At 69.9% G+C, this 25,976-nt stretch carries 24 protein-coding genes and 3 pseudogenes; 13 read left to right on the forward strand and 14 right to left on the reverse strand.

Annotated elements, in window-relative coordinates; genetic code table 11:
• Position 1 precedes the first annotated feature (1 nt).
• From GA0070607_RS23015 to GA0070607_RS33500, 5 genes and pseudogenes are all read left to right on the forward strand, one after another.
• On the forward strand, positions 2 to 865 hold the full coding sequence (locus GA0070607_RS23015) for a cyclase family protein (RefSeq protein WP_089020039.1): 864 nt from the start codon (positions 2 to 4) through the stop codon (positions 863 to 865).
• A 2-nt stretch (positions 866 to 867) separates the two neighbouring features.
• Positions 868 to 2,385 (forward strand): amidohydrolase family protein, encoded by a 1,518-nt coding sequence (locus tag GA0070607_RS23020; RefSeq protein ID WP_089020040.1) that lies wholly within the window; start codon positions 868 to 870, stop codon positions 2,383 to 2,385.
• A complete protein-coding gene (locus GA0070607_RS23025) occupies positions 2,378 to 3,082 on the forward strand; it encodes a GntR family transcriptional regulator (protein WP_089020041.1) in 705 nt (234 codons plus the stop codon). Before GA0070607_RS23020 ends, GA0070607_RS23025 begins: the two co-directional genes overlap by 8 nt.
• A gap of 127 nt (positions 3,083 to 3,209) precedes the next feature.
• Positions 3,210 to 3,350: pseudogene (locus GA0070607_RS23030) on the forward strand (helix-turn-helix domain-containing protein); the annotation flags it as partial.
• A pseudogene (locus tag GA0070607_RS33500) lies at positions 3,347 to 3,565 on the forward strand (hypothetical protein); the annotation flags it as partial. The pseudogenes GA0070607_RS23030 and GA0070607_RS33500, both read left to right, overlap by 4 nt.
• On the opposite strand, the gene GA0070607_RS23035 reads toward GA0070607_RS33500, so the two are convergent.
• The 6 genes and pseudogenes from GA0070607_RS23035 to GA0070607_RS33850 form a co-directional block, all read right to left on the reverse strand.
• Positions 3,477 to 4,574 (reverse strand): integrase core domain-containing protein, encoded by a 1,098-nt coding sequence (locus GA0070607_RS23035; RefSeq protein WP_089020042.1) that lies wholly within the window; start codon positions 4,572 to 4,574, stop codon positions 3,477 to 3,479. The pseudogene GA0070607_RS33500 and the gene GA0070607_RS23035 sit on opposite strands and share 89 nt — an antisense overlap.
• 66 nt (positions 4,575 to 4,640) lie before the next feature.
• On the reverse strand, positions 4,641 to 4,874 hold the full coding sequence (locus GA0070607_RS23040) for a hypothetical protein (protein WP_089020043.1): 234 nt from the start codon (positions 4,872 to 4,874) through the stop codon (positions 4,641 to 4,643).
• Between the two features lie 104 nt (positions 4,875 to 4,978).
• Entirely contained in the window at positions 4,979 to 7,657 is a 2,679-nt protein-coding gene (gene fdhF / locus GA0070607_RS23045; protein ID WP_089020044.1) for a formate dehydrogenase subunit alpha, read from the reverse strand.
• The gene (locus GA0070607_RS23050) at positions 7,658 to 9,394 is read right to left on the reverse strand and encodes an NAD(P)H-dependent oxidoreductase subunit E (protein ID WP_197701125.1); all 1,737 of its coding nucleotides are present in this window, start codon (positions 9,392 to 9,394) and stop codon (positions 7,658 to 7,660) included.
• 378 nt (positions 9,395 to 9,772) lie between these two features.
• Positions 9,773 to 10,255 carry an NAD(P)-binding protein gene (locus GA0070607_RS33845; RefSeq protein WP_197701309.1) on the reverse strand — a complete coding sequence of 161 codons (483 nt, stop codon included), beginning with the start codon at positions 10,253 to 10,255 and terminating at the stop codon, positions 9,773 to 9,775.
• Positions 10,232 to 10,558, reverse strand: a pseudogene (locus tag GA0070607_RS33850) (potassium transporter TrkG); the annotation flags it as partial. The gene GA0070607_RS33845 and the pseudogene GA0070607_RS33850, both read right to left, overlap by 24 nt.
• A 77-nt stretch (positions 10,559 to 10,635) precedes the next feature.
• On the opposite strand from GA0070607_RS33850, the gene GA0070607_RS23060 reads away from it, so the two are divergent.
• From GA0070607_RS23060 to GA0070607_RS23080, 6 genes are all read left to right on the forward strand, one after another.
• The gene (locus tag GA0070607_RS23060) at positions 10,636 to 11,004 is read left to right on the forward strand and encodes a hypothetical protein (protein WP_157743212.1); all 369 of its coding nucleotides are present in this window, start codon (positions 10,636 to 10,638) and stop codon (positions 11,002 to 11,004) included.
• Positions 10,974 to 11,123 (forward strand): transposase, encoded by a 150-nt coding sequence (locus tag GA0070607_RS32480; protein ID WP_157743213.1) that lies wholly within the window; start codon positions 10,974 to 10,976, stop codon positions 11,121 to 11,123. Before GA0070607_RS23060 ends, GA0070607_RS32480 begins: the two co-directional genes overlap by 31 nt.
• Before the next feature lie 240 nt (positions 11,124 to 11,363).
• Positions 11,364 to 11,633, forward strand: coding sequence for a metal-sensitive transcriptional regulator (locus tag GA0070607_RS23065; protein ID WP_089020047.1), 270 nt, complete (start codon positions 11,364 to 11,366; stop codon positions 11,631 to 11,633).
• Positions 11,634 to 11,775: 142 nt separating this feature from the next.
• The gene (locus GA0070607_RS23070) at positions 11,776 to 13,176 is read left to right on the forward strand and encodes an MBL fold metallo-hydrolase (protein WP_089020048.1); all 1,401 of its coding nucleotides are present in this window, start codon (positions 11,776 to 11,778) and stop codon (positions 13,174 to 13,176) included.
• Between the two features lie 129 nt (positions 13,177 to 13,305).
• Entirely contained in the window at positions 13,306 to 13,908 is a 603-nt protein-coding gene (locus GA0070607_RS33510) for a rhodanese-like domain-containing protein (protein ID WP_231930166.1), read from the forward strand.
• Positions 13,905 to 14,795 (forward strand): sulfite exporter TauE/SafE family protein, encoded by an 891-nt coding sequence (locus tag GA0070607_RS23080; protein ID WP_231930168.1) that lies wholly within the window; start codon positions 13,905 to 13,907, stop codon positions 14,793 to 14,795. Before GA0070607_RS33510 ends, GA0070607_RS23080 begins: the two co-directional genes overlap by 4 nt.
• On the opposite strand, the gene GA0070607_RS34175 is transcribed toward GA0070607_RS23080, so the two are convergent.
• The 6 genes from GA0070607_RS34175 to GA0070607_RS23100 form a co-directional block, all read right to left on the reverse strand.
• A complete protein-coding gene (locus GA0070607_RS34175) occupies positions 14,779 to 15,192 on the reverse strand; it encodes a hypothetical protein (protein ID WP_089020050.1) in 414 nt (137 codons plus the stop codon). The genes GA0070607_RS23080 and GA0070607_RS34175 overlap by 17 nt on opposite strands.
• Before the next feature lie 12 nt (positions 15,193 to 15,204).
• Entirely contained in the window at positions 15,205 to 15,711 is a 507-nt protein-coding gene (locus tag GA0070607_RS23090; RefSeq protein ID WP_172899084.1) for a cation-transporting P-type ATPase, read from the reverse strand.
• A 630-nt stretch (positions 15,712 to 16,341) separates the two neighbouring features.
• Entirely contained in the window at positions 16,342 to 17,910 is a 1,569-nt protein-coding gene (locus tag GA0070607_RS23095) for a glycoside hydrolase family 65 protein (protein WP_197701126.1), read from the reverse strand.
• Entirely contained in the window at positions 17,819 to 18,739 is a 921-nt protein-coding gene (locus GA0070607_RS33030; RefSeq protein WP_197701127.1) for a glycoside hydrolase family 65 protein, read from the reverse strand. The genes GA0070607_RS23095 and GA0070607_RS33030 overlap by 92 nt, the downstream gene beginning before the upstream one ends.
• A gap of 164 nt (positions 18,740 to 18,903) precedes the next feature.
• Complete coding sequence (locus tag GA0070607_RS32485; RefSeq protein ID WP_157743214.1) at positions 18,904 to 19,041, reverse strand: hypothetical protein; 138 nt, start codon at positions 19,039 to 19,041, stop codon at positions 18,904 to 18,906.
• A 491-nt stretch (positions 19,042 to 19,532) separates the two neighbouring features.
• Positions 19,533 to 20,543: an Acg family FMN-binding oxidoreductase gene (locus GA0070607_RS23100; RefSeq protein WP_089022040.1), complete on the reverse strand. Its 1,011-nt coding sequence runs from the start codon at positions 20,541 to 20,543 to the stop codon at positions 19,533 to 19,535.
• A gap of 185 nt (positions 20,544 to 20,728) precedes the next feature.
• Here GA0070607_RS23100 and GA0070607_RS23105 point away from each other — a divergent pair, with 185 nt between their 5' ends.
• Both GA0070607_RS23105 and GA0070607_RS23110 read left to right on the forward strand, forming a co-directional pair.
• A complete protein-coding gene (locus GA0070607_RS23105; RefSeq protein WP_089020052.1) occupies positions 20,729 to 23,068 on the forward strand; it encodes a heavy metal translocating P-type ATPase in 2,340 nt (779 codons plus the stop codon).
• 472 nt (positions 23,069 to 23,540) lie between these two features.
• Entirely contained in the window at positions 23,541 to 24,770 is a 1,230-nt protein-coding gene (locus tag GA0070607_RS23110; protein ID WP_157743215.1) for an IS110 family RNA-guided transposase, read from the forward strand.
• Positions 24,771 to 24,872: 102 nt separating this feature from the next.
• Here the strand turns inward: GA0070607_RS23110 and GA0070607_RS23115 are convergent, their stop codons facing one another.
• Both GA0070607_RS23115 and GA0070607_RS23120 read right to left on the reverse strand, forming a co-directional pair.
• Positions 24,873 to 25,385 (reverse strand): hypothetical protein, encoded by a 513-nt coding sequence (locus tag GA0070607_RS23115; protein ID WP_089020053.1) that lies wholly within the window; start codon positions 25,383 to 25,385, stop codon positions 24,873 to 24,875.
• A gap of 231 nt (positions 25,386 to 25,616) precedes the next feature.
• Positions 25,617 to 25,964, reverse strand: a complete 348-nt coding sequence (locus tag GA0070607_RS23120) for an FAD-binding oxidoreductase (protein WP_197701128.1) — start codon at positions 25,962 to 25,964, stop codon at positions 25,617 to 25,619.
• Between the last annotated feature and the right edge of the window lie 12 nt (positions 25,965 to 25,976).

The following is a 25,976-nucleotide window of genomic DNA, read 5'->3' on the forward strand; positions in this document are numbered from 1 at the left end:
CATGAGCAAGGAACAAGTAACCACCAGCAAGGAACGGGTAGCCATGAGCAAGGATTCCGACGAAACGCCTCCGGTCATCGGCATCTTCCAGGAGGTCGTACGGCTGGGCGAGGTGCTCGATCTATCGCACGAGATCTCCTCGTCGACTCCGGTGTTCCCGTTCCACGCGCCGTACTCGCTCGCCCTGCATCGGCGCCACGGGGACACGGTGCGCCCCGGAAACGCCAGTTTCGCCAACGAGGTCCTCATCATGCCCGGCCACCTGTCCACGCACATCGACGCGCTGGGGCACTTCTCCAAGGAAGGGCTGGTCTACGGGGACGTCTCGGCGAAGGATATCGAGACGCATGATGGCCTCAATGCGCTGGACATCTCGATCACACCGCCGATCTGGCGACGAGGGGTGCTGCTCGACGTCGCCAGGCTGCGCGGCGTGGACTGCATGGAGGTGGGCGACGGCATCGACGACGAAGACCTTGCCGCCTGCGAGCGAGCGACCGGTGTGACCGTACGGGAGGATGACGTCGTCGTCATCCGGACCGGTTGGTCCCGCCACTGGCTCGACCGGGATCGTTTCAACGGGCTCGACGGCGGCTATCCCGGCGTCACGCCAGACGGGGCCAGGTGGCTGATCGACCGGAAGGTGGCCATGGTCGCCTCGGACACGCCCGCGTTCGAGGTGGCCCCGTCCACCGGGGTCTCCGTGCACGCCATGTTGCTGGTGGACAACGCGATCAACATCCTGGAGAACCTGAACCTGGAGGAGGTGTCCGCCCGGCGCGTCAGCCAGTTTCTCTTCGTCGGCCTACCGCTGCGCCTAGTCGGTGCGACCGCGTCTCCGCTGCGCCCGATCGCGGTCGTCTGAGCATGGTGAAGCCCGCCGCGACCGGCCTGTTGCTCGCCGGCGGGCTGGTCGACCTCGGCGCCGGCCGGTTCGAGCGTGCCGACGTGCGGGTACGTGACAGCCGTATCGAGACGGTCGGCGCTCTGTCGCCCGAACCGGGCGAGAACTGTCTCGACGCTCGGCGCCGGATCATCGTCCCTGGCCTGGTCAACGCCCACACGCACTCCAATGAGGCGTGGCTGCGAGCGCGGTTCGACAACCTGCCGTTGGAAACGTGGCTAGTGCACGCCTACCCGGTGGGCGCGGTTCGGCAGACGCCCGACGAGGTTTACCTGCGCACCGCGCTGGTGGCTGCGGAGCAGCTCCGCTGCGGCACCACCAGCGTGGTGGACTGCCTGTACGAGCCCGGGGGCGCCACCGTCGACTCCCTCGCCGCGGTCGTGCGCGCCTATCGGGACACCGGTATCCGGGCGCTGATCTGTCTGGCGCTGGCCGATCGCCCCCCGCGGTTCGACCGAGCCGCGGTCGAGCCGGTCGACCTCGTTGTGCTCGACGAATTTCGGCCAGCGCCGGCGGCGGCACAAGTGGAGTCGGCGCTGGCGCTCGCCGAGCGCTTTCACCGCCCGGCCGAGGGCATCTCGATCGGGCTGGCCCCGGCCGGAATCCACCGGTGCGGCGACGAGTTGCTCCAGCGCGCCGCAGCCACCGGACTGGACCTGCATGTCCACCTGGCCGAGACACGGCCCCAGGCGGCGGACGCCGCGGCAACGGGCAGATCGTTGGTACGCCGGGCCGTCGACCTCGAGTTCCTCGGACCGCGCGTACATCTCTCGCATGCGGTGTGGCTGTCGCCGCAGGACATCGGCTGGCTGGCCGCCTCGGGCGCGACAGTCGTGCACAACCCTGTGTCGAATCTCAAGTTCGGCAGCGGACTGGCGCCCGTACCGGAGCTGCTACGGCACGGCGTGCCAGTGGCGCTCGGCACGGACGGGGTCTGCTCGGCCGACGGTCAGGATCTCCTCCAAGCGGTCAAGCTCGCCGCCCTGCTGCATAAGGGATCCGGCGATCCAGCCGGCTGGCTGGGCGCCGCCGAGGCCTGGCACATGGCGACGGAGGCTGGCGCGCGCCCGGCCGGTGATCCGGAGGGCATCGGCCGGGTGGCATCAGGTCGGCGTGCCGATTTGACGCTCTTCGACCTCGATCACCCAGCGTTCCTGCCGTTCGGCGACCCGTTGTTGCACCTGGCGCTTGGCGCGCCTACCAGTGCGGTCAGCGAGGTCCTGGTCGGCGGCCGGCTGGTGTTGGCCGGTGGAACGCTGACCGGGCTTGACGAACGGGTACTGCGCCACGAGGCGCGGCTAGCGGCCGCAGCGGTCGAGGGCCGTAACGCACCTGCGCGGGCCCTTGCCGGTCGCCTAGCGCCGGCCGCCGAGGCGTACCGGCAGGCGACCGAGCGGCAGGCACTCGCCATCGACCGTTCTCTGCTTGGCGGGCCGGGCGAACATATCGCCGAATGCGACGGTGCCGAGCATCATGAGTGACCACAGGCCACTGCGGGAGGCCGACAACGGCCACGCCGCCGACGTTGCCTACTGTCTGATCCGAGAGCAGATCCTGGCCGGTCAACGGTCGGCCGGTGAGTGGCTCCGTGAGGCCGAGTTGGCCGAGTCGATCGGGGTGAGCCGCACCCCCGTCCGGGAGGCGCTCAGACGGCTGACGGCCGAGGGGCTGGTCCGCCACGAACGGAACCGTGGCGTGCAGGTCCAGGCATGGAGCATCCACGATCTCGACGAAATCTTCAGCCTGCGGTCCGTGCTTGAGCCGTGGGGCTGCCGGTTGGTCGCCACCACGGGCACCATCGACGTGGACGCGCTCGACGCGCTGGCCCACCAGATGGACGAGGTCGCGCCGGACGGGCGACCGACCGATGTGGACGAGCTAATTGCATTGAACAACCGGTTCCACCGGATGATCCTCGAGGCGTCTGACAACAGGCGACTGGCCGGTGTCGTCTCGTCGATGATCCAGATGCCGCTCGTTTGGCGCACCTTCTCCCGCTACAGCCCCGACGCGCTGCGCCGCAGCCTCGCTCACCACCACGAACTGGTCGCGGCTCTGGCCGCGCCCGACCCCGATTGGGCGGAGTCGGTCATGCGCAGCCACGTACGCGCGGCATGGCATTCCATCCGACGGCGAGAAGGCCGAGAGCAACCGCCTGGCCGGGAACTGCCGAACTAGGTGTACTGCCCAGGCACGTTGGTTGAGGTCGTGTGACGACACGACCTGACGGATCTTGATTGGCGAGGACCTCCTGTCGTGGAGTGGAGCTGCTGAAGGCGACCACACCACAGACCAGGAGGTCCTCGTGTCTCACGCTAACGCAGCGTTGACTCCCCGCGCCCGGCTGCGTCTGGCCAAGCTCGTCGTGGACCAGGGCTGGCCCGTCGCGCGGGCGGCTGAGCGTTACGACGTGTCATGGCCGACTGCGAAGCGGTGGGCTGAGCGTATCTTGCACGTCGCACCAGCGAAGGACTCAGCAAGCGAGAGATCATCCGATGCTTGAAGCGCTACTTAGCCCGCGAGATTTATGCCGCACTGGCCCTGTCCTTGTCGAAAACCCCATCCGCACAGGTCAGGCGGCATGCTGGTACTCGTGGAGGATGCCGCCGAGGCGATCGCGTCTTCGTATGTCGAGGCGGGCCAGCTTGTCCGGGTCGGTGATCTGTGTGGGCAGCGGGCGTAGCGGGCGGGCGTTCGCGATGCCCTGGTGTGGGCGGTGTCCGTTGTAGAACTGTTCGAACTCGCGTAGGGCGTGGAGCAGGTGCCGCTGGTTCCAGATCAACGTCCGGTCCAGTAGTTCGCGGCGGCACGTCTGGACCCACCGTTCCATGATTGAGTTCATTCTCGGCATCTGGATGCCGCTGAGCACGATGTCGATGCCAGCGTCGGCGAGGATGGCGTTGAACAAGTGGGGGAATTTGCCGTCCCGGTCGCGGATCATGAATCGGGCTCGGCAGCCCGCGTCTTCGAGGTCCATGACAAGGTTCCTCGCGGCCTGTACTACCCATGCGGTGGTCGGGTGCGGGGTTGCGCCGAGGATCCGGATTCGGCGGCTGGCGTGCTCGATCACCGCGAACACGTACATTCGCGCCCCGGACAGGGTGACCGTTTCCAGGAAGTCACAGGCCAGCAGGGCGTCGGCTTGGGAGCGCAGGAAGTCGGCCCAGGTGCTGCAGGCCCTTTCGGGTGCCGGGTCGATGCCGGCCTCGTTCAAGATCTCCCACACCGTGGACGCGGCCACTCGTACGCCCAGCACCAGCAGTTCGCCGTGCAGGCGTCGGTAGCCCCAGCTGGGATTTTCCCCGGACAGACGCAGTACCAGGGTGCGGACGGAACGCACGGTTCGTGGCCGGCCCGGACGCTTCGGCCGGGAGACGTCCGCGTGACGGCGGGCGACCAGGTCGCGATGCCAGCGCAGCACCGTCTCGGGGCGCACCAGCAGCCGCACTCGGCGCAGCACGTCGCGCGGCAGCCGGTGCAGCAGCGCCGCCAGGAACGCCCGATCAGTCGCGTCGAACCGCACCTCTTCCTTGCCCAGCTGGCGCTGCAGCAGCGTGATCTGATGGCGCAGGGCAAGGATCTCCACATCCTTGTCCCGATTGCTCATCGGCAGCAGGCGCAGCATCGCGAACGCGTTCGTCACGCTCAAGTACGCCAGTCGGAGCAGCACGGCTGCCGATCATGCCGCAGCGATCACCCGGCTGCGCGCAGCGCCAGCACCGGTAATCGGCGCCGACTAACCGGTACCCCGGCTCCCACCAGGGCGGATGACGTTTTCGGCAAGTGCAGCGTCCTGGCGCCGTGGACGAAGGTCGTCGCCGTCAACGTCAGGGCGCTGTTCTTCATCGTCCAGCAGGGTTTGGCCGCCCGCATCCGCGACGGCGGCCGCCGCGGCGACGGCGATCAGCAGCGCCCAGTCCCACCACAGCCTCGGGGTCTTCACCTGCCCTTGGCTGGGGCTCTTCCGCACGCGAGCCTCCTGTCACCATGGGCGCCGGGCGGGCGGGCCGGCACCGCCTGCCGGTGTGCGACCGGCGGCGCTGCTCAATGTGCCGCCTCCGGTCGGCTGGGAGGTCAGACGGGACGCAGTGATACTGCGGTTAGCTTGTATTCGGGGCATCCCGTCACCGTGTCCGTGACGTCAGACGTGAGGGCGTTCGTGGGGGTCTCGGGGAAGTTGAAGGCGGTGAACATCTGGCCGGGGGCGACCGTGTCGGTCAGGTGGACGGAGAAGGTCACGGCTGCGCGGCGGCTGCTCGCCTCGACGAGGTCTCCGTCGGTGAGCCGGAGCCGGGCGGCGTCGTCGGGATGGAGGTCGAGCACCTCGCGTGGGCGAAGCTCGATGTTGGGGGTGCGGCGGCTCATCGAGCCGCTGTTGTAGTGCACCAGCCGGCGGCCGGTGATCAGGACGTACGGGAAGGCGGCGTCGGGTTGTTCACCCGGCGGCAGGTACGGTCGCGCGGCCAGGGCAGCACGCCCGTCTGGGGTGGCGAAGGAGTCGAGGTAGAGGCGCCCCTCACCGGGCTGGTCCGCCGCGCGGCACGGCCAGTGCAGCGGCCCGTCCCGGTCTAGCCGGGCGTGGGAGATGCCGGCGAACGTCGGAGTCAGCGCGGCGCACTCGGCCATAGCGTCAGCCGGGGTGGGGCAACCGAGGTCGGCGCCCATCGTCCGGGCAAGCAGTTGCAGGATGTCGAAGTCGGGCTTGGCCTGTCCGGGTGGCGTCAGTGCGGGGCGGACCCGCTGCACCCGCCGGTCGAAGTTGATGAATGTTCCGTCCTTTTCGAGGAAGGACACGGCCGGGAACACCACGTCGGCGAGCTGGGCCGTGCGGGAGAGAAACAGGTCGTGGCTGACGACCAGGTCGCAGGCCGCGAGGGCCTTGCGCACGTTGCCGCTGTCGGGGTCGGTCTGCGCGATGTCCTCGCCGATGACGTACATCGCCCGCACCCGGCCGGCAATGGCCGCCTCGAACATCTCGAGGATGCGTAGCCCGGGTCGGTCGGGCACGTCCACGCCCCAGGATTGGCCGAAGCGGGCACGGACGTCCGGGTCGGTGACGTGCTGGTAGCCGGGCAGCATGTCCGGCAGGGCGCCCATGTCCGACGCCCCTTGGACGTTGTTCTGCCCGCGCATTGATAGCACGCCGCAGCAGCCGGGGGTGCCGACGGCGCCTTTTAGGATGGCCAGGTTGGCTAGGGTCCGTACTCCGTCGGTGCCGTGGGCGTGCTCGGTGATGCCGAGCCCGTAGACGATCGCTGGGCGTCGCGCGGTCCCGTACAGGCGGGCTGCCATGGTGAGTGTCTCGGGCTGGACCCCGGCCAGGCGCGCGGCCTGCTCCACCGGGTAGTCGCGGAGCAAATCGGTGAGTTCAGCCAGCCCGCTGGCCCGCGTGCGGAGGAACTCCTCGTCGGCGTAGCCCTCGTCGAGCAGTACTCGGGCGATGCCGTTGAAGACGGCGACGTTCGACCCGGGTGTGGCCTGCACGTGCACGTCGGCCATCTCGGCGAGGTCGATGCGACGCGGGTCGATGACGACGAGCCGGGCTCCGCGCAGTACCAGCTGCTTGATCCGCGCCCCGATGACCGGATGGGCTTCGGTCGGGTTCGCCCCGGCGATCAGGATGCAGTCGGTGCCGTCGAGGTCGTCCACGGAGTTGGTGCCACCGGCGTAACCGAACGAGGCGGTCAGCCCGACGGCCGACGGGGCGTGACAGAGCCGGGAGCAGTTGTCGACGTTGTTCGTGCCGAGGACGGCACGGGCGAACTTCTGAGCGAGATAGTTCTCCTCGTTCGTCGCCCGCGCCGACGAGATCATCCCGATCGCGTCCGGCCCGTGCCGGTCCCGGATCTCGGCCAGCCGGGTCGCCACCACGGTGAGCGCCTCCGCCCAGGACGCGGGCTCCAACGGCGAGTCCCGGCCGCCGCGACGCATCAGCGGTGTGGTCAGCCGGTCGCGGGACCGGGTGAAGGCATGCGCGAAGCGACCCTTGATACAGGCGTGGCCACGGTTGACGGGAGCGCCGTGCACGGGGGTGATGGCGGCCACCTCGTCGTCGCGTACGTGCACCCGCAGGCTGCATCCCACGCCGCAGTATCCGCAGGTGGTGGTGGTCGTCCGGCTGACCGGGCGCGGGTCGAGCAGCCCTGGCTCGGACAACGCACCGCTCGGGCAGGTGTCGACGCAGCCGCCGCAGGCGACGCAGGGAGAAGACACCCAGTCGTCGCCCGTGCCGGCCGCGACCACTGTGTCGAACCCGCGCCCGGTCAGGGAGAGCGCGAAGGTGCCCTGCACCTCCGCGCACATCCGCACGCACCGATTGCAGGCAATACACAGATCCCGGTCGAGTTTCACGTACGGGTGGGAGTGGTCGATGCCCCGCGTTCGGATGGCCCCGTCGAAACGGCTCCCGGTCACGCCGAAATGTTGGCAGACGCGGACCAGTTCGCTGCGGTCGGCGGGAACGTCGAGCGCCCGGGCGGGCAGTTGGGAGACGAGCAGTTCCAGCGACAGCTGCGCCGACCTGCGGGCGGCCGGGTCGTCGGTGTGCACGACCATGCCGTCGGTGGCGGGTGTCGTGCACGCCGGCATCGCCCGGCCTTTCACACCGACCAGGCAGACCCGGCACGACCCCTGTGGGGTGAGCCGTTCGTCGTAGCAGAGGGTCGGCACTACTGCCCCGGCCGCCTTGACGGCGTCCAGCACGCTGGCCCCGTCGGCTACCTCGACAGTCAGGTCGTTGACGGATAGCCGCATCTACTCGCCCGTCCGGCGCAGCTCGTCCGAATAAATGCGCAGCAGACTGCGCACCGCACAGGACACCCCGCGTCCGAAGGCGCACAGGCTCGCCACGGTCAGCACCTCAAGCAGCGGTTCGTGGGCGGCCAGGGCCGCCTCAGCCTGGGCGGTTTCCCCGATACGCTCGGCGAGTTCGACGCCACGGCGGGCGCCCACCCGGCAGGGCGTACAGGCCCCGCAGCTCTCCGCGGCCCCGAACGCCCACGCGTGCCGCAGGATCGCGGCGGCCGGCAGCGCCGAGTCGACCGCGACGAGACTGCCGTGTCCCAACGCGACACCAGCCTCCGCCAGCGGCCGGGACAGCAGCGGAAGATCCAGCTGATCCGGGGTGAGGAACCCGCCGAGCGGTCCGCCGACCTGCACCGCCCGCAGCGTGTGCGGCTCGCGCAGCCCGCCACCGAGATCCTCGACCAGATGGCGCAGCGGCACGCCGTACTCGACCTCGTACACGCCAGGCCGGCGGAAGCGCTGGCTCAGGCAGACCAGCTTGGTGCCCGGCTCGTCCGGATGACCGAGGCGGGCGTACCCGGCCCCACCGTGCCGGACGATCCAGGGCACGGCCGACAGCGTCTCCACGTTGTTCACGGCGGTCGGCTGCCCTAGGTATCCGTGGCTGGTGGGGTAAGGGGGGCGGGCCCGCACATCGGCCCGCAGGCCGGCCACGGCGTGCAGCAACGCCGTCTCCTCCCCGGCGACGTACGAGCCGGCGCCCCGCACGACTTCCACGTCGAAGTCGAAGTCCGAGCCGTGTACCCGCTTGCCCAGGTGGCCGCTCTCCCGCGCCTCGGACACTGCGGCGCGCAACCTCTCGGCGGCCGTCGGGTACTCCGACCGGATGAGGATCAGACCATGCCGCGCTCCCACCGCGAAGGCCGCCAAGGCCAGGCCCTCCAGGATCCGGTGCGGATCGCCCTCCATCAGCAGCCGATCGCAGAACGAGCCCGGATCCCCCTCGTCGCCGTTGGCCACCACATACCTCGGCCCGGGTTCCTGAGCGGTCGCGGACCACTTCTTCGCCACCGGGAACCCGGCCCCACCCCGCCCACGCAGACCCGACGCGGCAACCTCAGCCATCACCTGATCGGGTGAACCGGAAGCCACGACGCCCGGCCACACCTCCCAAGGGCCCTCGTCGCCGACCAACCCGGCCAGCACCACCGGACGATCCACCGCGCTTGCGTGCGGTATCTGCGCGGTCCGCATCTTCAACGGCTCAGCCCAGCCGGGCCTCGTCCGCCGCTCGGCGGCGCGCGGATCGCCGAACAACCCGCCGAGCTGCTCACCACTACCCGGATGCTCCCCGTCCAGAACCGCGGGCGAGTCGTAGCAGTACCCGAGACACCGCACCCCCTGCAACGACACCGACCCGTCCGCAGCGCACTCGCCCAGACGAACGCCCAGCGCCCGCTCCAGACGTGCGATGTGCTGACCCTGCATGCTCACGAAGCACGAGGTCCCCTCGCAAACCAGGACATGACGCTGGCCACGGCGCCCCTCGGCAAAGTCGGCGTAGTAGGACGCCGCCCCCGTCACGGCCGCCACAGGCCAGCCGAACTCGCCGGCGACCCGCTCCAGGACCTCGGCGTCGACGCGACCGTCCTCCGCCTGCGCCTGCCGAAGCCGATCCAGCATCCGGGTTCCCGGCCTGCGCAGGCGTTCCTGCAACTCGACGAACGCCTCGCGTGGCTCGCCCACCGCACCTACCCCCGTGCAACGCTGGCTCTGCCAGCAACCATACGTCCGCCTCGCTCCACCTCGCGGCCAAACGTTTGCTTTCTCCAAGGGGCGATGACCTGGTCGCGTGAGTGACCCTGGTGCATCTGGTCTAGGTGACGTCAACGGGACACCGAGGCGCAGCGGGTACCCGTCATGGCCGATCAGAGGGCTGATGGAGCATATGTCCGCCGATCACGACCAGCTGATGCGACGCAGGCACAGCCGCCACGGACCGCGACGAGCCAGAGGATCTTGACGTACACGGTCAAGCATCACCCGATTTCAACGTCTGACTTCTGGCCCGCATGTGAATCCGGCTGATCACGGGGGTAAACCCGATGTTGCACGCATCGACGATCAGCAGGACCCAACCGACACCGGCATGTCCACCCAGCGCTCGTTGTAGGCGTCCATGAAGGTGCGGATCGCGTCGATCAGGTCTGGGACGCGTGTGAAGGTGCCGCGGCGGATGATCTGCCGGGTGATGATGCTGGCCTCGACATCGGTGCCGATGGCCACGACCACGCGGCAGAACTCGGATACGCCGAGTAGCCGCAGCGCCTCGATGTCCGTGGCGTCGGCGGTCGCGACGTGCGGCAGCCGCCCGGCAAAGCTCTGGACCACCTTCAGGCGGTGGTCAACGGCGAGAACCTCGGTGCCCTGCTGGTGGAGTTCCAGGGCGAGCGCGCCACCGAAGCGGCCGAGCCCGACCACCGCAACCATCTCTTCTTCGGCGTCAGCCAACGATCGTCCCTCCTCGGGAAGTTCGAACCGGCGAGTACGCTCGCGCAGCGCAAGCGCGGAGGCGAGGGTCAACGGCCCGGTCCGGCCCAGGAACATCAGCCCGACGAGGAGTAGGGCGCCGCCCGGTGGCAGGTCCGCGGTGATGCCGGTGGACAGGCCCACGGTGCCGAAGGCGGAGACCGCCTCGAACACTACCCGGTCAAAGCTGTGCGAGGTCAGGGCTAGCAGGAGGAACGTGGAGATCTTCACCGCTCCGATACCCAGCACTGCGACGGTGAGCGCCTGGCGTTGGTTGGTCTCGGGAACCCGTCGGCGTCCGACGTTGACCTTGGTCTCGCCGCGCATCTCGGACCAGATGACGAACGCGAGCAGCCCGAACGTGGTCACCTTGATGTCGTCGGCGGTGCCGGCGCTGCCATCGAGAAACGCTGGTCGACCCGTTCCGCCGCCGCCTGGCCGAAAGCCCCAGCGTGGCGGTGATCCGCCTACTGAGCGAGGTCCGCGAACAGGGCTACACCGGCAGCGCCAACCTGCTCGTGCGTCACCTCAACCAGGGCCGCGCCCACGCCGAACGGACTCCGCCGTCACCCCGCCGGCGGGTCGCCTGGCTCATGACCCCACCGGACAACCTGCCTGCTCACCGCAGTCACCTCGACGACCTGCTCGCCGCATGCCCGCACCTGACCATCCTGGCCCGACGAGTGCGCGAGCTCGCCATCCTGCTCACCAGCCGCCGCGGTCAGGGCCTCAACGCCTGGATGTCCGCCGTCGACGCCGACGACCTGCCCTGCACGGCTTCGTCCACGGCCTGCGCATGGACCTGCCCGCCGTCGCCGCCGGCCTGACGCTGCCCTACAGCAACGGCCTGATCGAAGGCGCCAACACCAAGGTCAAGCTCCTGAAACGGCAAATGTGCGGCCGAGCCGGATCCGCCCTACTCCGGCAACGAATCCTGCTCGCGTAGGTCACTCACAGCGACCACCGTTTCTCCGCCAGAGCCGAAGACTTGGTCCTTGGGGGGCGTGGACCCGGCCGATGGTCGGGGCGAATCCGGCCGGGAGCCGGGCGGTGATGGAGTAGGCCATCAGGGTCGCCTGTGAGCGTGCCGGCAGAGTCTGGGCGACGTGGGCGGTCGGCCGATCCGGTACGGCAGGTGGCAGGTTGATACCCCGGGGGGTATGGTCGTGAAACAGGAGGTGGCGAGATGAAACTTCGACCCGAGATGACCGGCGAGGCGCTGACCCGGCTCAAGCGGGCCCGTGGGCAGCTGAACGCGGTGATCGAGATGATGGAGGAAGGTCGGGACTGCCGGGAGGCGCTGACGCAGCTCGCCGCCGTGTCGAAGGCGATCGACCGGGCCGGCTACAAGATCATCGCGTCCGGCATGCGGCACTGCAACGTCGCCCGCGAGCGCGGCGAGCAGCCCGAGATGACCGAAGAGGAACTGGAGAAGCTGTTCCTGGCCCTGGCGTGACCCGCCATGACTGAAGAAGCGCAAGCCCACGCTGCGTGTCCGTGACGTGGGCGGGTAGGCGCCTGTCGAATTCGACCAAGGGTAAACGCTGTTCCTTGCATACCCCCCCGGGTATATGGGTTTTCGGAGAAGGAGTGGGTAAATGGCAGTGCAGGTGTCCGTCATCGCGACGTCGTCGTTGGGTGACCGCAGCTACCTGGCCACCGATGGCCAGGTGGCCGTGGTGGTCGATCCGCAGCGTGACGTCGACCGGGTGCTGGCCCTGGCCGGCGAGCTCGGGGTGCGCGTCACGCACGTGGTGGAGACGCACATCCACAACGATTACGTCTCCGGCGGGCTGCAACTGGCCCGACTGACCGGCGCCGAGTACCTGGTCTCCGCCGACGACGAAGTGGGCTTCGACCGGATGCCGGTGGCCGACGTTGACGCGGTCGTTGTGTCGGAAGAGCTGCGGATCCGGGTTGTCGCCACGCCCGGACACACCTTCCACCACCTGTCGTACGTCCTCGACGAGGCCAGCGACGGCGGCTGGTCCGAGGTGGGAGTGTTCACCGGCGGGTCGCTGCTGTTCGGCACCACCGGGCGTACCGACCTGCTCGGCCAACAGCACGCCCACGAACTGGCCCACCACCAGCACGCCTCGGCCCGCCGGCTGGCAGACCTGCTGCCCGACGGCGCACAGGTCTGGCCCACCCACGGCTTCGGCAGCTTCTGCTCGGCCAGCCAGGCCGACGCCCCCGAGTCGACCATCGGCCGGGAGAAGCAGGCCAACCAGGTGCTCCGCCTCGCCGCGGACGACTTCGTCACCGAGACCCTCGCCGGCCTCGACGCCCACCCGGCGTACTACGCCCACATGGGAGTCGCCAACGCCGCCGGCCCGGCGCCGGTCGACCTGAGCCCGGTGGCCCGCGCCGACGCCGGGCAGCTGCGGGACCGCATTGCCGCGGGGGAGTGGGTGGTCGACCTGCGCCACCGCAAGGCGTACGCCGCCTCACACCTGGCCGGCACCGTCAGCCTCGGCCTGGACGGGCCAATGTCGACCTGGCTCGGATGGCTGATCGACTGGGGAGTTCCGATCACCCTGCTCGCCGAGACCCCGCAGCAGGTCGCCGACGCCCAGCGGGAACTCGTCCGCATCGGCATCGACCGGCCCGCCGCCCGGGCCACCGGAACCCCCGACCAGTGGGCGACCGACCACGCTGACCTGCGCGAGCTGACCGTCGCCGACTTCCCGGCGCTGGCCGCCGCCCAAGCCGGGAACGCCCCCGCCGGGCTGCCCGCCCCGCAGGTCATCCTGGACGTGCGGATGACCAACGAGTGGCGCGCCGGCCACATCGACGGCGCCGTGCACATCCCGCTGCCTGATCTGCCCCAGCGGCTGGCTGACGTGCCCCCCGGCACGGTGTGGGTGCACTGCGGCTCCGGCTACCGCGCCGCAGCCGCCGCGTCGCTGCTGGCCAACGCCGGGCGTGAGGTCGTGGCCATCGACGACATGTTCGGGCAGGCCGAGCAGTCCGGCGTGACCATGGCCCCCACCGTCTGACGACCCGCCGTCCCCGGGGCCACCCCAGGGACGGCTTCCTCTTCCGACGAATGGCGACCGGCCGTGACCTGGCCGGCCGGCACACCGTGTTGCCCGTTTCCGTGCGACCCCACCTGAACGAGGAGAGACATGAGCACTTCCCCGACGACCCCCGCCACCCTCGACGCGGCGGCCCTGTGCGAGCTGATCGACTCCGGCCGTGCACCCCGGGTACTGGACGTCCGCACCCCGGCCGAGTTCGAGACCGCCCACATCCCCGGCTCCTACAACGTGCCTCTAGACATGCTCAAAGAGCACCGCGCCGAGTTGCGAAACCACCTGGACGAGGACGTGGTGCTGGTCTGCCGCTCCGGCGCCCGCGCCACCCAGGCCGAGCAGGCCCTCGCCCAGACCGGCCTACCGAACCTGAAGGTCCTCGACGGCGGCATCCTCGCCTGGCAGGCGGCCAACGCCCCGGTCAACCAGGGCAAGCCGCGCTGGGACCTCGAACGGCAGGTCCGTCTCGTCGCCGGCTCGATCGTGCTGGTCAGCGTCCTCGCCTCGGTCGCTGTGCCCGGCGCCAAATGGGTCGCCGGGTTCATCGGCGCCGGCCTGACTTTCGCCGCGGTCACCAACACCTGCGCCATGGGCATGCTGCTGGGCACGTTGCCCTACAACCGGGGCGCCAGCTGCGACCTGGACACCATCGTCGGGCAGCTGCGCGACGGCACACCGACGGCGGGCCGGTCGTGACCGGCCTGGTCCTGACCGTCGCCGGGGCGGTACTGATCGGCGTCAGCCTCGGCCTGCTCGGCGGCGGCGGCTCGATCCTCGCCGTCCCGCTGCTGGTCTACGTCGCCGACCTGCCGGCCAAGGAGGCCATCGCCACCTCGCTGCTGGTCGTCGGCGCCACCAGCGCGGTCGCCGTCCTCCCGCACGCCCGCGCCCACCGGGTCCGCTGGCGTACCGGACTGATCTTCGGCGTCGCCGGGATGGCGGGCGCCTATGCCGGCGGCCGGCTGGCCGAGCTCGTCCCGGCCAGCGTCCTGCTGACGGCCTTCGCGCTGATGATGCTCGCCACCGCAGTCGCGATGATCCGCGGCCGGCGCAGCGGCGAGGTCAAGCCGGTGCCGCACGAACTGCCGGTGCTGAAGGTCATCCTCGAAGGCGTGGTGGTCGGCATGGTCACCGGGCTGGTCGGCGCCGGCGGCGGCTTCCTCGTCGTCCCCGCGCTCGCGCTGCTCGGTGGGCTGCCGATGCCGGTCGCGGTCGGCACCTCGCTGGTCGTCATCGCGATGAAGTCCTTCGCCGGGCTCGCCGGTTACCTGTCCATCGTCAGCATCAACTGGGAACTGGCCGCCGCCGTCACGGCTGCCGCGGTCGGCGGCAGCCTGCTCGGCGGCCGGCTGGTCGGCCGGATCCCGGAGGACGTCCTCCGCAAGGCGTTCGGCTGGTTCGTCGTGGTCATGGGCGTGTTCGTCCTCGTCCAGCAGGCGCCCGCCGGCCTGCGCAGCAACCCGCTGCTGTGGGCGCTCGCCGGGTTGGCCGCCGCCGCGGTGGTGGCCACGATGCTCATCCGGCGCGGTAAGCGGGCCGGACGGCACGCCGAGCGGGGCGTCCTGGTCACCGGCCGGCGGTGAGACCGGCACGGACGTGATATGCGGGGGTGCGCGAGCGCCGGGCACCCCCGCACGTCATCTCCGGCGGCCCGGCCGTACGACCGGTGAGTCGCCCTGTTCCGGGTGGTTTCGCCGCCGCCACCGGACCGCGAGGACTGTGAGCGCGATCGCCGCGACGGCCAGTAGCACCACCGCGTGGGCACCGGCATCCGCCCCGACGCGCACTTCGAGTGGTCCGAGGGCAATCCCATCGCGCATCTGCGGCGCTACCTCGGCCTCGGCTGGGGCGACGGTCGGCGAGTGGCGTGTCCGGCGGCACCGGCTCGACCGTCTTGACGACGGCCTCGCTCTCGCCGGTGAGGGCAGCCTCCTCGACGGTGAGGTCTTCGGCCTCCAGGACGCGTATGTCGGCCGGCACCCGGTCACCTGCCTAGACCGATACGAGGTCGCCTGGCACCAGCTCCACCGCGTCGATCTCCTCACGGCGGTCCTGGCGCTCCACGTCAGCTCTGGCCGCGGTGAGATGGCGAAGCGCCTCCATCGAACGCAGTGCCCGCAGCTCAGTGACAAAGCCGACGAGGGTGTTGACGATGATGACCACCGCGACGGCAGCGGCCTCCAACGTCTCACCGATGAGAAGACCCGCCACGACCGCGGTGGCGAGAAGCACGATCACCACGCTGCAGACCTGATCGAGCAGAATTCGCCAGCTCGATCTCTGCGTGGGCATGGCCGGCGCGTTGCGCCCTACCACAGACCGTCGCCGAATGACCTCATCCGAGGCGAGGCCACGCTCCGGGTCGACGTCAAGGCCGGCCAGCACCTCGGCGCCGGCGAGGCCGTGCGGAGCCTCCACGCGCCACCGCCGCGCCCGTGGCTCGCGATGCCGCATGTCGGACGCTGAGGTGTTGCCCGGTTCATGTGCGGAGGCGCTCACCCGGGCAGTTCTACGACTTTCACGACAGCTACCACCGATGGTGCCGATCCGGTTGCCCCGCTGTTTGTTACGGGCATCGAGCACGGGTCGCGGCCAGCTGCCGCACGAGTTCCCGCCATCCATGGGCTCCGTCCTGCCGGCGGAACTCGTATGACCCGAGTTCCGCGCGGCGTCGGTGCCGGCGGAAGGCCAGGCGAGACGGCCTTGACGTACACAAGAAACTCGAGCGGCTGTCCGGGCTCGTGCCCGACGGGTAGCGCATCGCGCTTCCCGTATCCTGGTGAACGCCGCGCCATGGGTTCATGCTGCCGCACCACCCACCACGAGGCGGGCTTTTCTGCCACGGGCTCACCCTAGGTCGGTGAGGGCCGACCTCCCTGGTGTGCTTGCCGCTGATCGTCCTCTCGGAGCCGCCCTTAGACGGTTGCGGTTGTCACGCGGTTCCTACGACGGTAGGGAAGATCACCAGTGGCGGCCTCCTCCTATGCCGGTAGATCTTTTCCGCACCCACCGTGAACAGGCCCATCATGGAAGGCCTCATTGTCGAGCGCGGATACCTGGCCTGAAGCGGACGAGGCGAGTCGGACGCGGGGCCCGGTTGGCTCATCCGTCGCCAACCAATGCCCAGCCTCAGAAGGCGAACGTCAGGCGGGACCCGGGGCTCAAGCCGGCGGTCTTGTCGCGGCAGGAGACCTGGATGGGCTGCTGTTTGCCGGCGTCGCTGGCTATCTGCACTGTTCGTCCCGTTAGGTGCACCGTCAGGACGTGTTCGCGGTAGCGGATGGTGAAATTGAGTGCCTGTAGCGATTCCGGCCAGTACGGGTTGAGCAGCAGTTGCCCGCCTCGGGTCTCGATGCCGGCGAAGCAGCGCTGAAGAAGGTCGACACTTCCTGCCATCGCGGCGAGGTGGATTCCCTCGGGGGTGGTGCCTGCCTCGATGTTGACGACGTCAGCGCGGAGTGCCCGGAAGAACAGCTCCACGCCCTGCTCGCGGTGCGCGCGGGTGAGGACCCAGGAGTGCACGACGGCGCTGAGGGTCGAGCCGTGGGAGGTGCGTGCCAGGTAGTAGTCGACGGTCCGGGGAATCATCTTCGGCTCGAGTCGGTACCTCAGTCGCTCGAGCAGGTCACGCAGCTCGTCGGCGGACAACAGGTAGAACAGCATGAGGACGTCGGCCTGTTTCGAGGCCTTGTACCGGTTCACGTTGTCGCCTTCGGCTTCCAGGATGCGGTCGAGTCGCCTTATGTTGCCGTGCCGTTCGCGGTAGGCGTTCCAGTCCAGTTCGGTGAGTTCGTGGTAGCCCTCGAACTGGCTGATGACCCCGTCGTCGTGGAACGGGATGAACATCTTCCGGGTGATGTCGTCCCAGCGGCCGAGTTCATCGGCACTGATCTGCAGCGTGCCCAGCAGTTCCGCCCTGGTCTGCGACGAGAGGGCGTCCAGCGCGTCCTTGGCGCGCAGCAGTATCCACACCGCCATGACGTTGGTGTACGCGTTGTTGTCAATGCCGCCGTCGTTAGCGCCCGGATATCCCGAGTGGAATTCGTCGGGTCCCATCACGCCCTTGATGACGTAGCGGTCCCGGCTGGGGTCGTAGCTGGCGATGCTTCCCCAGAATCGGGCGATCTCCAAGAGCATCTCGGCGCCGTAGTGGGTGAGGAATTCCCGATCATCGGTGGTCTGGTAGTACTGCCAGACGTTGTACCCGATGGCGATGCCGGCGTGTCGTTGCAGGTGGGTCGGATCGGGTATCCAACGTCCGGACGCCGGGTTGAGGTGCAGGCGTTGGCTCTCCTCCCGTCCGTCGCTGCCGGACTGCCACGGATACATGGCCCCGGCGTAGCCGGCGGCGAGTGCCGCCTCGCGGGCCTCCGGCAGCCGCCGGTACCGGTAGAGCAGCAGGCCCCTGCTCACCGCGGGAGTCCGCAGGTTCAGGATCGGCAGGACGAAGAGCTCGTCCCACAGGACGTGGCCGCGGTACGCCTCGCCGTGCAGGCCTCGCGCAGGTACCCCTACGTCGAGGTCGACACTGTTGAGTGACACGGTCTGGATCAGGTGCAGCAGATGCAGCCGTACGATCCGCAGCCGCTCGGTTTCGTCGGCGTTGTCACCGGCGCCGAACGAGAAGCGTTCCCACAGGTGCCGCCACGCCGTGACGTGGGTGCCGAGCAGGGATCCCAGGTCGCGCGCGCGGTGCAAGCGACCGTATGGCCTGCTCAGCCGGCTCCAGGCCGGCGGCGTCCCGACTGGTGAAGACGGTGACCACCTTCTCGAACGTCACGGCGCGGTCGGTGCCGAGATCGACGGCGATGTCGTGGCCGATCCACCCTTCGCGCTCCACGAGACGGCGGTGCAGGTCGAGTCTCGCCGCACCCCGCGCGGTCGTCCGGGCGGCCATGGCCACCCGGACGTGAGACTGGTTGGTCTGCACCTCGAGCAGGACGGAGTCGGCGGAGACCTCGGCCGTGCGGACGGCATGGAGGTGATCGCTTGCCAGCGTGCGGTACCGCTCGACGAGAGTGTTTCGGACATTGCCGTCGAGGGCCGAGCGCACCTCCAGGCGTCCGGACCAGTTCTCGGCCGCGAACGTGGTTTCCAGCACGCACACATGCTGCAGGCGCATGTGGACGAACCGGCGCTGGGTGACCGCGGTGACGCGGCCCCGCTCGTCGCGGAAGCGCATCCGCCGATGCAACGTGGCGTGCCGGAGGTCGAGCTCCTGGCGGTAGTCCAGAAGATCCACGCTCTCGATGTCGAACCACGGACCGGTGTCCATCCGGAAGGTCAGCAGAAGCCAGTTCGGCAGATTGACGAGACATTCGTTGTCGATTCGGGTGTCCGCCACCTCGCTGGTCCGGCGGTTGTAGATTCCGGCGGCGTAGGTGCCCGGGTAGTGGATGCCGTCCGCCGAGCCTTCGGGCGCGGAACCGCGGCTGGCCAGATAGCCGTTCCCCACGGTGCACAGCACCTCGCGCAGGCCCTCCTCGCGAGGATCGTAGCCCTCGTGACACCAGGCCCAGCCATCCATCGCTCTGTCCTCCACCACGTTCGCCCCCGCAACGAGGCGGCGATTCCGAACCTCATTCGATTTGCCGCCGGCAGCCCTCCACGGTCCAGTTTCGTCCAGGCTGCCGCCCCCGTACGCGGTTCTCGCAAGGCGAGTTCACGCCCGGTATTGTGAACCCTCGGGGATCAGGTGCGGGCCACGACCAGGTAGGTGAGGTAGGCCGCGTAGGCGAGGACGAAGAAGCCTCCTTCGGTTCGCGTCACCTTCCCTCGACCCGACCGGGGCCGGACGCCGGCGCTGGACCATGCGCTGGAAGGCGCCATTGAACGCGTTCCAGATCGCCTTCGAGGGCCGGCTCACCCCGGCCAACCACTGACCACCTCAACAACCAAGATCAGCCGTTAACTTGACACTCCCGATCAGGGTGCACGCGTCCAGCCCCTTTCGCGGAGGCGAACATGTCCAGGATGCGTAGCCCGGGCCGGGCGGGCACCTCCGCATGCCAGGCTTGGTTGAATCGGGCGCGCACGTCGGGGTCGGTGACGCGCTGGTAGCCGGGGAGCATGTAACGTTGGATCCCGGTCTTGCCTGGACGTGCACGTCGGCCATCTCGGCGAGGTCGATTCGGCGGGGATCGATGACGATGAGCCGGGCGCCGCGTAGCTGTCGTGGGTCATGCCCGGCCGGCATGGGTTTGTCACGCGCATCCTGTGGTGGCTGCCGCGCCATGCTTTAAGACTGCCGTACAGGCAAGCGCGAGGCGCTCGTTTCCTTGGCTTGGCCGCCCCCGGGTGAGCGTCCGGGGACGGGCCCGCTACCTGGTGCCGGCGTCCACCGCGGAGGTGTCGACGACCTGCTCGGTGGGCAGGCGCGGAGTGTGGGGTGGCGCGGCTTGCGCCCGGTCGGCGATCCCCAGGCGCATCGCCAAATACGGGAAGCCGAGCCCGGCCAGCATCTGGCGCAAGGTCTGCCGGGTGCCGTCCGTCTCCACCACACCGCTGAGCGGCACCATCGAGACGCCGAGCCGGGTGGCGGTCAGCCAGGCGGCGGAGAGCCCTTCACCGGCACGCAGCCAGCTTTCCGGCTCATCCTCGGTGTCCCAGAGGATCCCGTAGACGGCCGCGCGGTCGTGCCCGGGGCCAATCGGCAGAGTGCCGGTACGGCCGAAGTCCCGGCCCGGCACGGTGGTCTGCGGGGCCTGCTCGGGCAACACCTCGGGCGGCAGCCCGGTGCCGGCCGCGGCCCGGCTGGTCCAGTACGCGAGCTCCTCCCGCAGCTCCGGCTCCTCCGCCGCGACCACCGCGGCCTGGGCCGCCACGGCGGCCAACTCCATCACCTGGTCGGAGCCGAGCAGTTGGAGTCGGGCGCCCTGCGCGCAGGTCGCCTTGACGATCTCGTCGAGCGTGGCGTTGGGCACCGGCTCGTCGCTGACCGGCCGCCGGTCCGTCTGCCGGACCCGCATGCACTGCACGAGGCGGGTCGCGTCCGCGTCGGCCGCGGTCTGCCGGAACCGGCTGAGCCGGGCGAGCAGCTCAAGCTGGTCCGGGTCGGGTAGCCGCTCCACCTGGGCGGCCCAACCCTCAGCGGCCAGCGCCACCCGCGCGTGGTGCAGCGCCAAGCCGCAGCTCAACGTCACCAGCCGATTCTCCGGATCGGTGGCGGCGAGTTGCGGCTCCTGCACCATCCGCAGCTCCAGCGCGTCGGGGAGAACCGTCCAGCGCCACGGCTGGCTGTTGTGCACCGACGGGGCGAGACCGGCTGTCGCGGCGGCCTGCGTGAGCGCGGTGGTCAGCGGGCGGTCCCTGGCCGGCGTCTCCTGGCTGATCGTCACGACCTTTCGTTTCCCCACATCGTGCCCCACTCCGGACGCGTCCCGGGTGGTGTTGCCGCTCCATCCTCCGGGATGCCGGTCAGCCCGGACACGGATTCCCCTCGACGGGGTCGTCCGGCCCGCAAAGGATCACGCCGGTTCCCGCTTGCGGCGAACTGTGCTGCTGAGACGATTCGCAGGTGGGAGCGGAACCGGACGAGTGCGTGCCGGAACGGCCGGTGCGGCGGCGCCGGGTGGACTGGCGGGAGTGGGCGCCGCTGACCCTGCTTACCCTGGCCGCGCTGCTGGGCGGCGGGCTGTGGCTGGCAGGGTTGCGGACGGCGGCCCAGCTGGTCTGGGCGGCGGTGACCCTGGCGGCGCTGGTGCCGGCCACCTGGGCGACGTTACGGCAGCTGTGGCGCCGGCAGTTCGGGGTGGACGTCATCGCGGTGCTGGCGCTGGTCGGCACGCTGCTGGTCCGCGAGTACCTGGCCGGCGCGGTGATCGCCGTGATGGTCGGCACCGGGCAGGCGCTGGAAGGCTACGCACAGCGCCGGGCCAGCCGTGACCTGCGCGCGTTGTTGGAACGGGCCCCCCGGGAGGCCCGGCGGTGCACTCCGGACGGCGCGATCGAGCTGGTGCCGCTGGACCAGGTGGCGGCGGGGGACCGACTGGTGGTGGGTCCCGGCGACGTGGTACCGGTGGACGGGACGGTCGAGGAGGCTGCGACGCTGGACGAGTCGGTTGTCACCGGCGAGTCGCAGCTGGTCACCCGCGCCGCGGGCGAGCAGGTCGCCAGCGGCGTAGTCAACGCCGGCGCTGGGTTCGGGCTGCGGGCGACGAAGAACGCGGCGGAGAGCACGTACGCCGGGATCGTCCGGCTGGCCGAAGAGGCCACCGCGCACAAGGCGCCGATGGTCCGGCTCGCCGACCGGTACGCCGCCGCGTTCGTGCCGTTCACTCTGCTGCTGGCCGGAACCGCCTGGCTGCTCACCGGCCAGTTCCTGCGGGCGGTGGCGGTGCTGGTGGTGGCTACCCCCTGCCCGCTGCTGCTGGCCACCCCGATCGCGATCGTCTCCGGACTGTCCCGTGTAGCCCGGCGCGGGGTACTGGTCCGCGACGGCGGGTCGCTGGAGCTGCTGGGCCGGGCCCGCACCCTACTGATTGACAAGACGGGCACACTCACCGCCGGCCGCCCCCGCGCGACCGAGACGGTGGTCGCACCGGGCGCCGACCGGGACGACGTGCTGCGGCTGGCCGCCTCCGTCGAGCAGCTCTCCCCGCACGTGCTGGCCGCCGCCCTCGTCCGCCAGGCCCACGAGCGGGGGCTGCGGTTGACCGAGCCGACGGATGTCACCGAGGAGCCGGGGCGCGGGGTGACCGGACGGGTGGACGGGCACCTGGTGCGGGTGGGCCAGCTCGCCGGTGAGCCGCCCGAGTGGGCGCAGCGGGTACGCGAGCGCGCCGAGCTGGCCGGCCGCTCCACTGTCTGGGTCAGCGACGACCGCGGCCCGCTCGGCGCGATCCTTCTCGAGGACCCGGTACGCCCTGACGCTCGGCGCACCGTGCGGCGGCTTCGAGAGGCCGGCCTCAGCCGGCTGATCATGGTCACCGGCGACCGGTCGCGTACCGCCCGGCAGGTGGCGCAGACCGTCGGCGTGGACGACGTGATCGCCCAGTGCTCGCCGCAGGAGAAGGTCGACCGGGTCAAGGAGGAGTCCGCTCGGGCGATCACCGTGATGGTCGGCGACGGCGTCAACGACGCCCCGGCACTGGCAGAGGCGCACGTCGGCGTGGCGATGGGCGCCACCGGGGCCACCGCGTCCGCCGACGTGGCCGACGCGGTGCTCACCGTCGACCGGCTGGACCGGCTCGCCGACGCCGTCGAGATCGCCCGGTACGCACGCCGAATCGCGGTACAGAGCGCCACCGTCGGCATGGGTCTCGCGGTGGTGGCGATGGTGGTCGCCGCCGCCGGCGGGCTGCCCCCGGTCGCCGGCGCGTTCCTCCAGGAGGGCATCGACGTGCTGGTCATCGTCAACGCGCTGCGAGCCCTCCGCGGCGGCCTGCGCCGCCGCGAGGTCCCGCCGGAGACCCGGGAACTGCTCGACCGGTACGCCGGCCAGCACGGCGGGGTACGGGATGTGCTGGCCCGGCTGCGGGACACCGCCGACCTGGTGGCGACCCGCCCCGACGCGCCGGAATGCGTACCGGCGCTACGTGAGGTGCACCGCCGGCTGGTCGACGAGGTGCTGCCGCACGAGGCGGCCGAGGAGCAGCAGCTCTACCCGGCGCTGGCCGGCCCGCTCGGCAGCGACGAGGCGACCTCGACCATGAGTCGGGAGCACGTGGAAATCAGCCGGCTGGTGGACCGCATCGGCGGCCAACTGGCCCAGCACCCGGCCGGCCGGCTGCGTCCCGACGAGCTGCCGGACCTTCTAGCCGCCCTGTACGGGCTGGACGCCGTGCTCCGCCTGCACCTAGTGCAGGAAGAGGAGGACTACTTCTCCCTCAACCCCGCTGACACCCCGCCACGGTAACTGGCATCGCTAATCCGCGTGCGCGTTCCGCCTCGGATTCGAACCATGCCGCCGGCACAGCAATCGGCTGCTGCCGTCGAGCCGGATCGACGCCGCGTGCCGCGGTGCGGGTTTGGTGGGCAAGACGAGCCAAGCCGCGGCTGCGAGAAGCTCGCCACCGGTCCCGGTCGAGTGCCACCGTCAAACCCTGACCGGCGGAGACATCGGACGGCTCCATGATGGTCGTCGTCCCAGCGGCCGATCAGCGCCCGGTTGCCCGTTACCTTTTTGATCGTCCCCAGCCGGGGACCCTCGGTCGCCTGGCCCGGTATGACTTCCTGCCCCTGTCGTTCGGATGATCCGGGGGGTGTTGTCGCCGGGTCGGGTGGCGTCGGCGGACCGCTGATAGGGACACGGCCACCCGTGTTGGGGTAGGTCTCTTCGTAACGTGGCTGCCGGCAGTCCGACGCCCTGACTGCGGCCGAGGCCCACGATGCGATGCGTGGAGGCGGGTCTGGTGCACGACGGATATGGCGTCTTCCTGGGCTTGGACGTCGGTAAAGAGGGCCACCACGCGGTCGGGTTGGCCCCAGACGGCAAGCGGCTGCACGACGCGCCGTTGCCGAATACCGAGGTCCGGCTGCGGCAGCTGTTCGACAAACTCGCCCGTCACGGGCGGATCCTGGTCGTGGTCGACCAGCCCGCCTCGATCGGCGCCTTGCCGGTCGCGGTGGCTCGGGCGGGCGGGCATCAGGTGGCCTACCTGCCTGGCCTGGCGATGCGCCGGATCGCCGATCTGCACCCTGGCTCGGCGAAGACCGACGCCCGCGACGCCTACGTCATCGCTGACGCGGCCCGCACTCTGCCGCACACGCTGCGGCGGGTCGACACCGGCGACGAGACCCTGGCCGAGCTGGAGGTCCTCGTCGGCTTCGACGACGACCTCGCCGGCGAAGCCACCCGCGTGTCCAACCGCATCCGGGGACTTCTCACCCAGATCCACCCCGCCCTGGAACGCATCCTCGGCCCGAAAGTGCAGCACAAAGCTGTGCTGGAGCTGCTCTCGCGCTGCGGCGGCCCGGTCGGCCTGCGCAAAGCCGGCCGCCGCAAACTCCTCTCGATCGCCACCGTCCACGCACCCCGCATGGGCGAACGGCTCGTCGAGCAGATCATGACCGCCCTCAACGAGCAGACCGTCACCGTCCCCGGCACGACAGCGGCAGAAACGATCCTGCCCCGCCTCGCCGACAGCCTCCGCGACGTCCTGCGACAACGCGACCACGTCGCCGGCGAGGTCGAGAGGATGCTTGATGCGCACCCTCTTGCCGGGGTCCTGACCTCGATGCCCGGCATCGGCGTCAGGACCGCCGCCCGGATCCTGCTCGAAGTCGGCGACGGCACCGCGTTCGCCACCCCCGGCCACCTCGCCGCCTACGCCGGCCTTGCCCCCGTCACCCGACGATCCGGAAGCAGCATCCGCGGCGAGCACCCACCCCGAGGCGGCAACAAGAACCTCAAACGCGCGTTCTTCCTCGCGGCGTTCGCAGCCCTCGCCGACCCCGTCAGCCGGGCCTACTACGACCGCAAACGCGCCGAAGGCAAACGCCACAACGCCGCCCTCATCTGCCTCGCCCGCCGCCGCTGCGACGTCCTATACGCCATGCTCCGCGACAAGATCCCCTACCAACCACGACCGACAGATCAGGCACCCGTCCCCGCTTGACGAAACCCATAGGGACACGTTACGCCAAACGGGCATCGCTCTATCGAACCAGCCTCTCCTCATCGCGGCAATCATCTGGCTCATGATCGGCAGGAGCAGCCCTTAGTTGCAGTTCGTCAGTGCGATCCCGCTGAGGATCGGCCGCCCGAGCCGAAACCCGGTCACGAGCTCCCCGGCCTCGGCGAGTGCCGTCACCTCGAACTCGCCACTGCGCGCCGCCGTCCAGAAGCCGTCGGCCTCCCCACTGGTGCCAGGAGGGAATGTCAACTCCATCTCGATCTGGACCGTATACGCGAGGTCGAGGTCATCCTCGCCGCCCGACGGTTCGCCCGGCACACCGTCGCGCCATTCGACCGCAGGGATGGCGAAGCGCCGGGCGAGCAGCAGCCGCGGCGGGCCGTCCGGCCATTCGGAGACACCGAACTCAAGAACCAGCGTGTCCGCTTCCACGTCACCCTCCCAGCGGTCGAAGAGACCGTCCAACGGGACCACGAGGAACGCCCGGAAGCCACGCCACGCGAGGCCCACGTCCTGGATACAATCCGGGTCGCCGCCCTCCGCCGCGAGCAGTCGGCGCAGTTCCTGCAGTCCGTCACGCCACGAGAGAGCTGTCATGACTGCATTTCATCACGCAGGCCATCATGATCGGCAGGACACGCCGCACGACCTGACCCTGCAGCAACCAGCCGACCGAGCGTCGGTCACGCGGTCCGCCAGATCGCCATGCCAAGAAAGCGACACGATCTTGAGAAGGGGCGACAGCAACCTGAGAAACCGAACGCTCTGCCCTGGCCAGAGACACGTCGGGCGATAAGACCGACGAGAACCTACATCATCTGTAGTTTCTCAACCTCGAGTCCCCCTCCACCGTGATGGTCTGTTTGGCGACGTCGAGGTCGCGGATGCGGCGCATCGCGTCAGGGAGAGCACGACCTGACGGCCGGAGGAGTCCGGGACGGCGCCGCCGCACAGCCCCGTGTTGCCGCCCTGTGGGACGACCGCGACGCCCGCCTCGCGGCACACCGTGACGACCGCGGCCACCTCCTCGGCGTTGCCCGGCCGCACGACGGCCGCAGCGGTTCCCGCGTACGCGTTGCGGCAGTCGGTGAGGTAGCCGGCCATGTCGTCCGGGTCGCTGATCACGCCGGAGGGCCCGACCACATGCCGCAGCCGGCCGATGAGGTCTGCGGTCACGAGGCCGCCGCT

Source organism: Micromonospora coriariae (genome assembly GCF_900091455.1).
GTDB lineage: Bacteria > Actinomycetota > Actinomycetes > Mycobacteriales > Micromonosporaceae > Micromonospora > Micromonospora coriariae.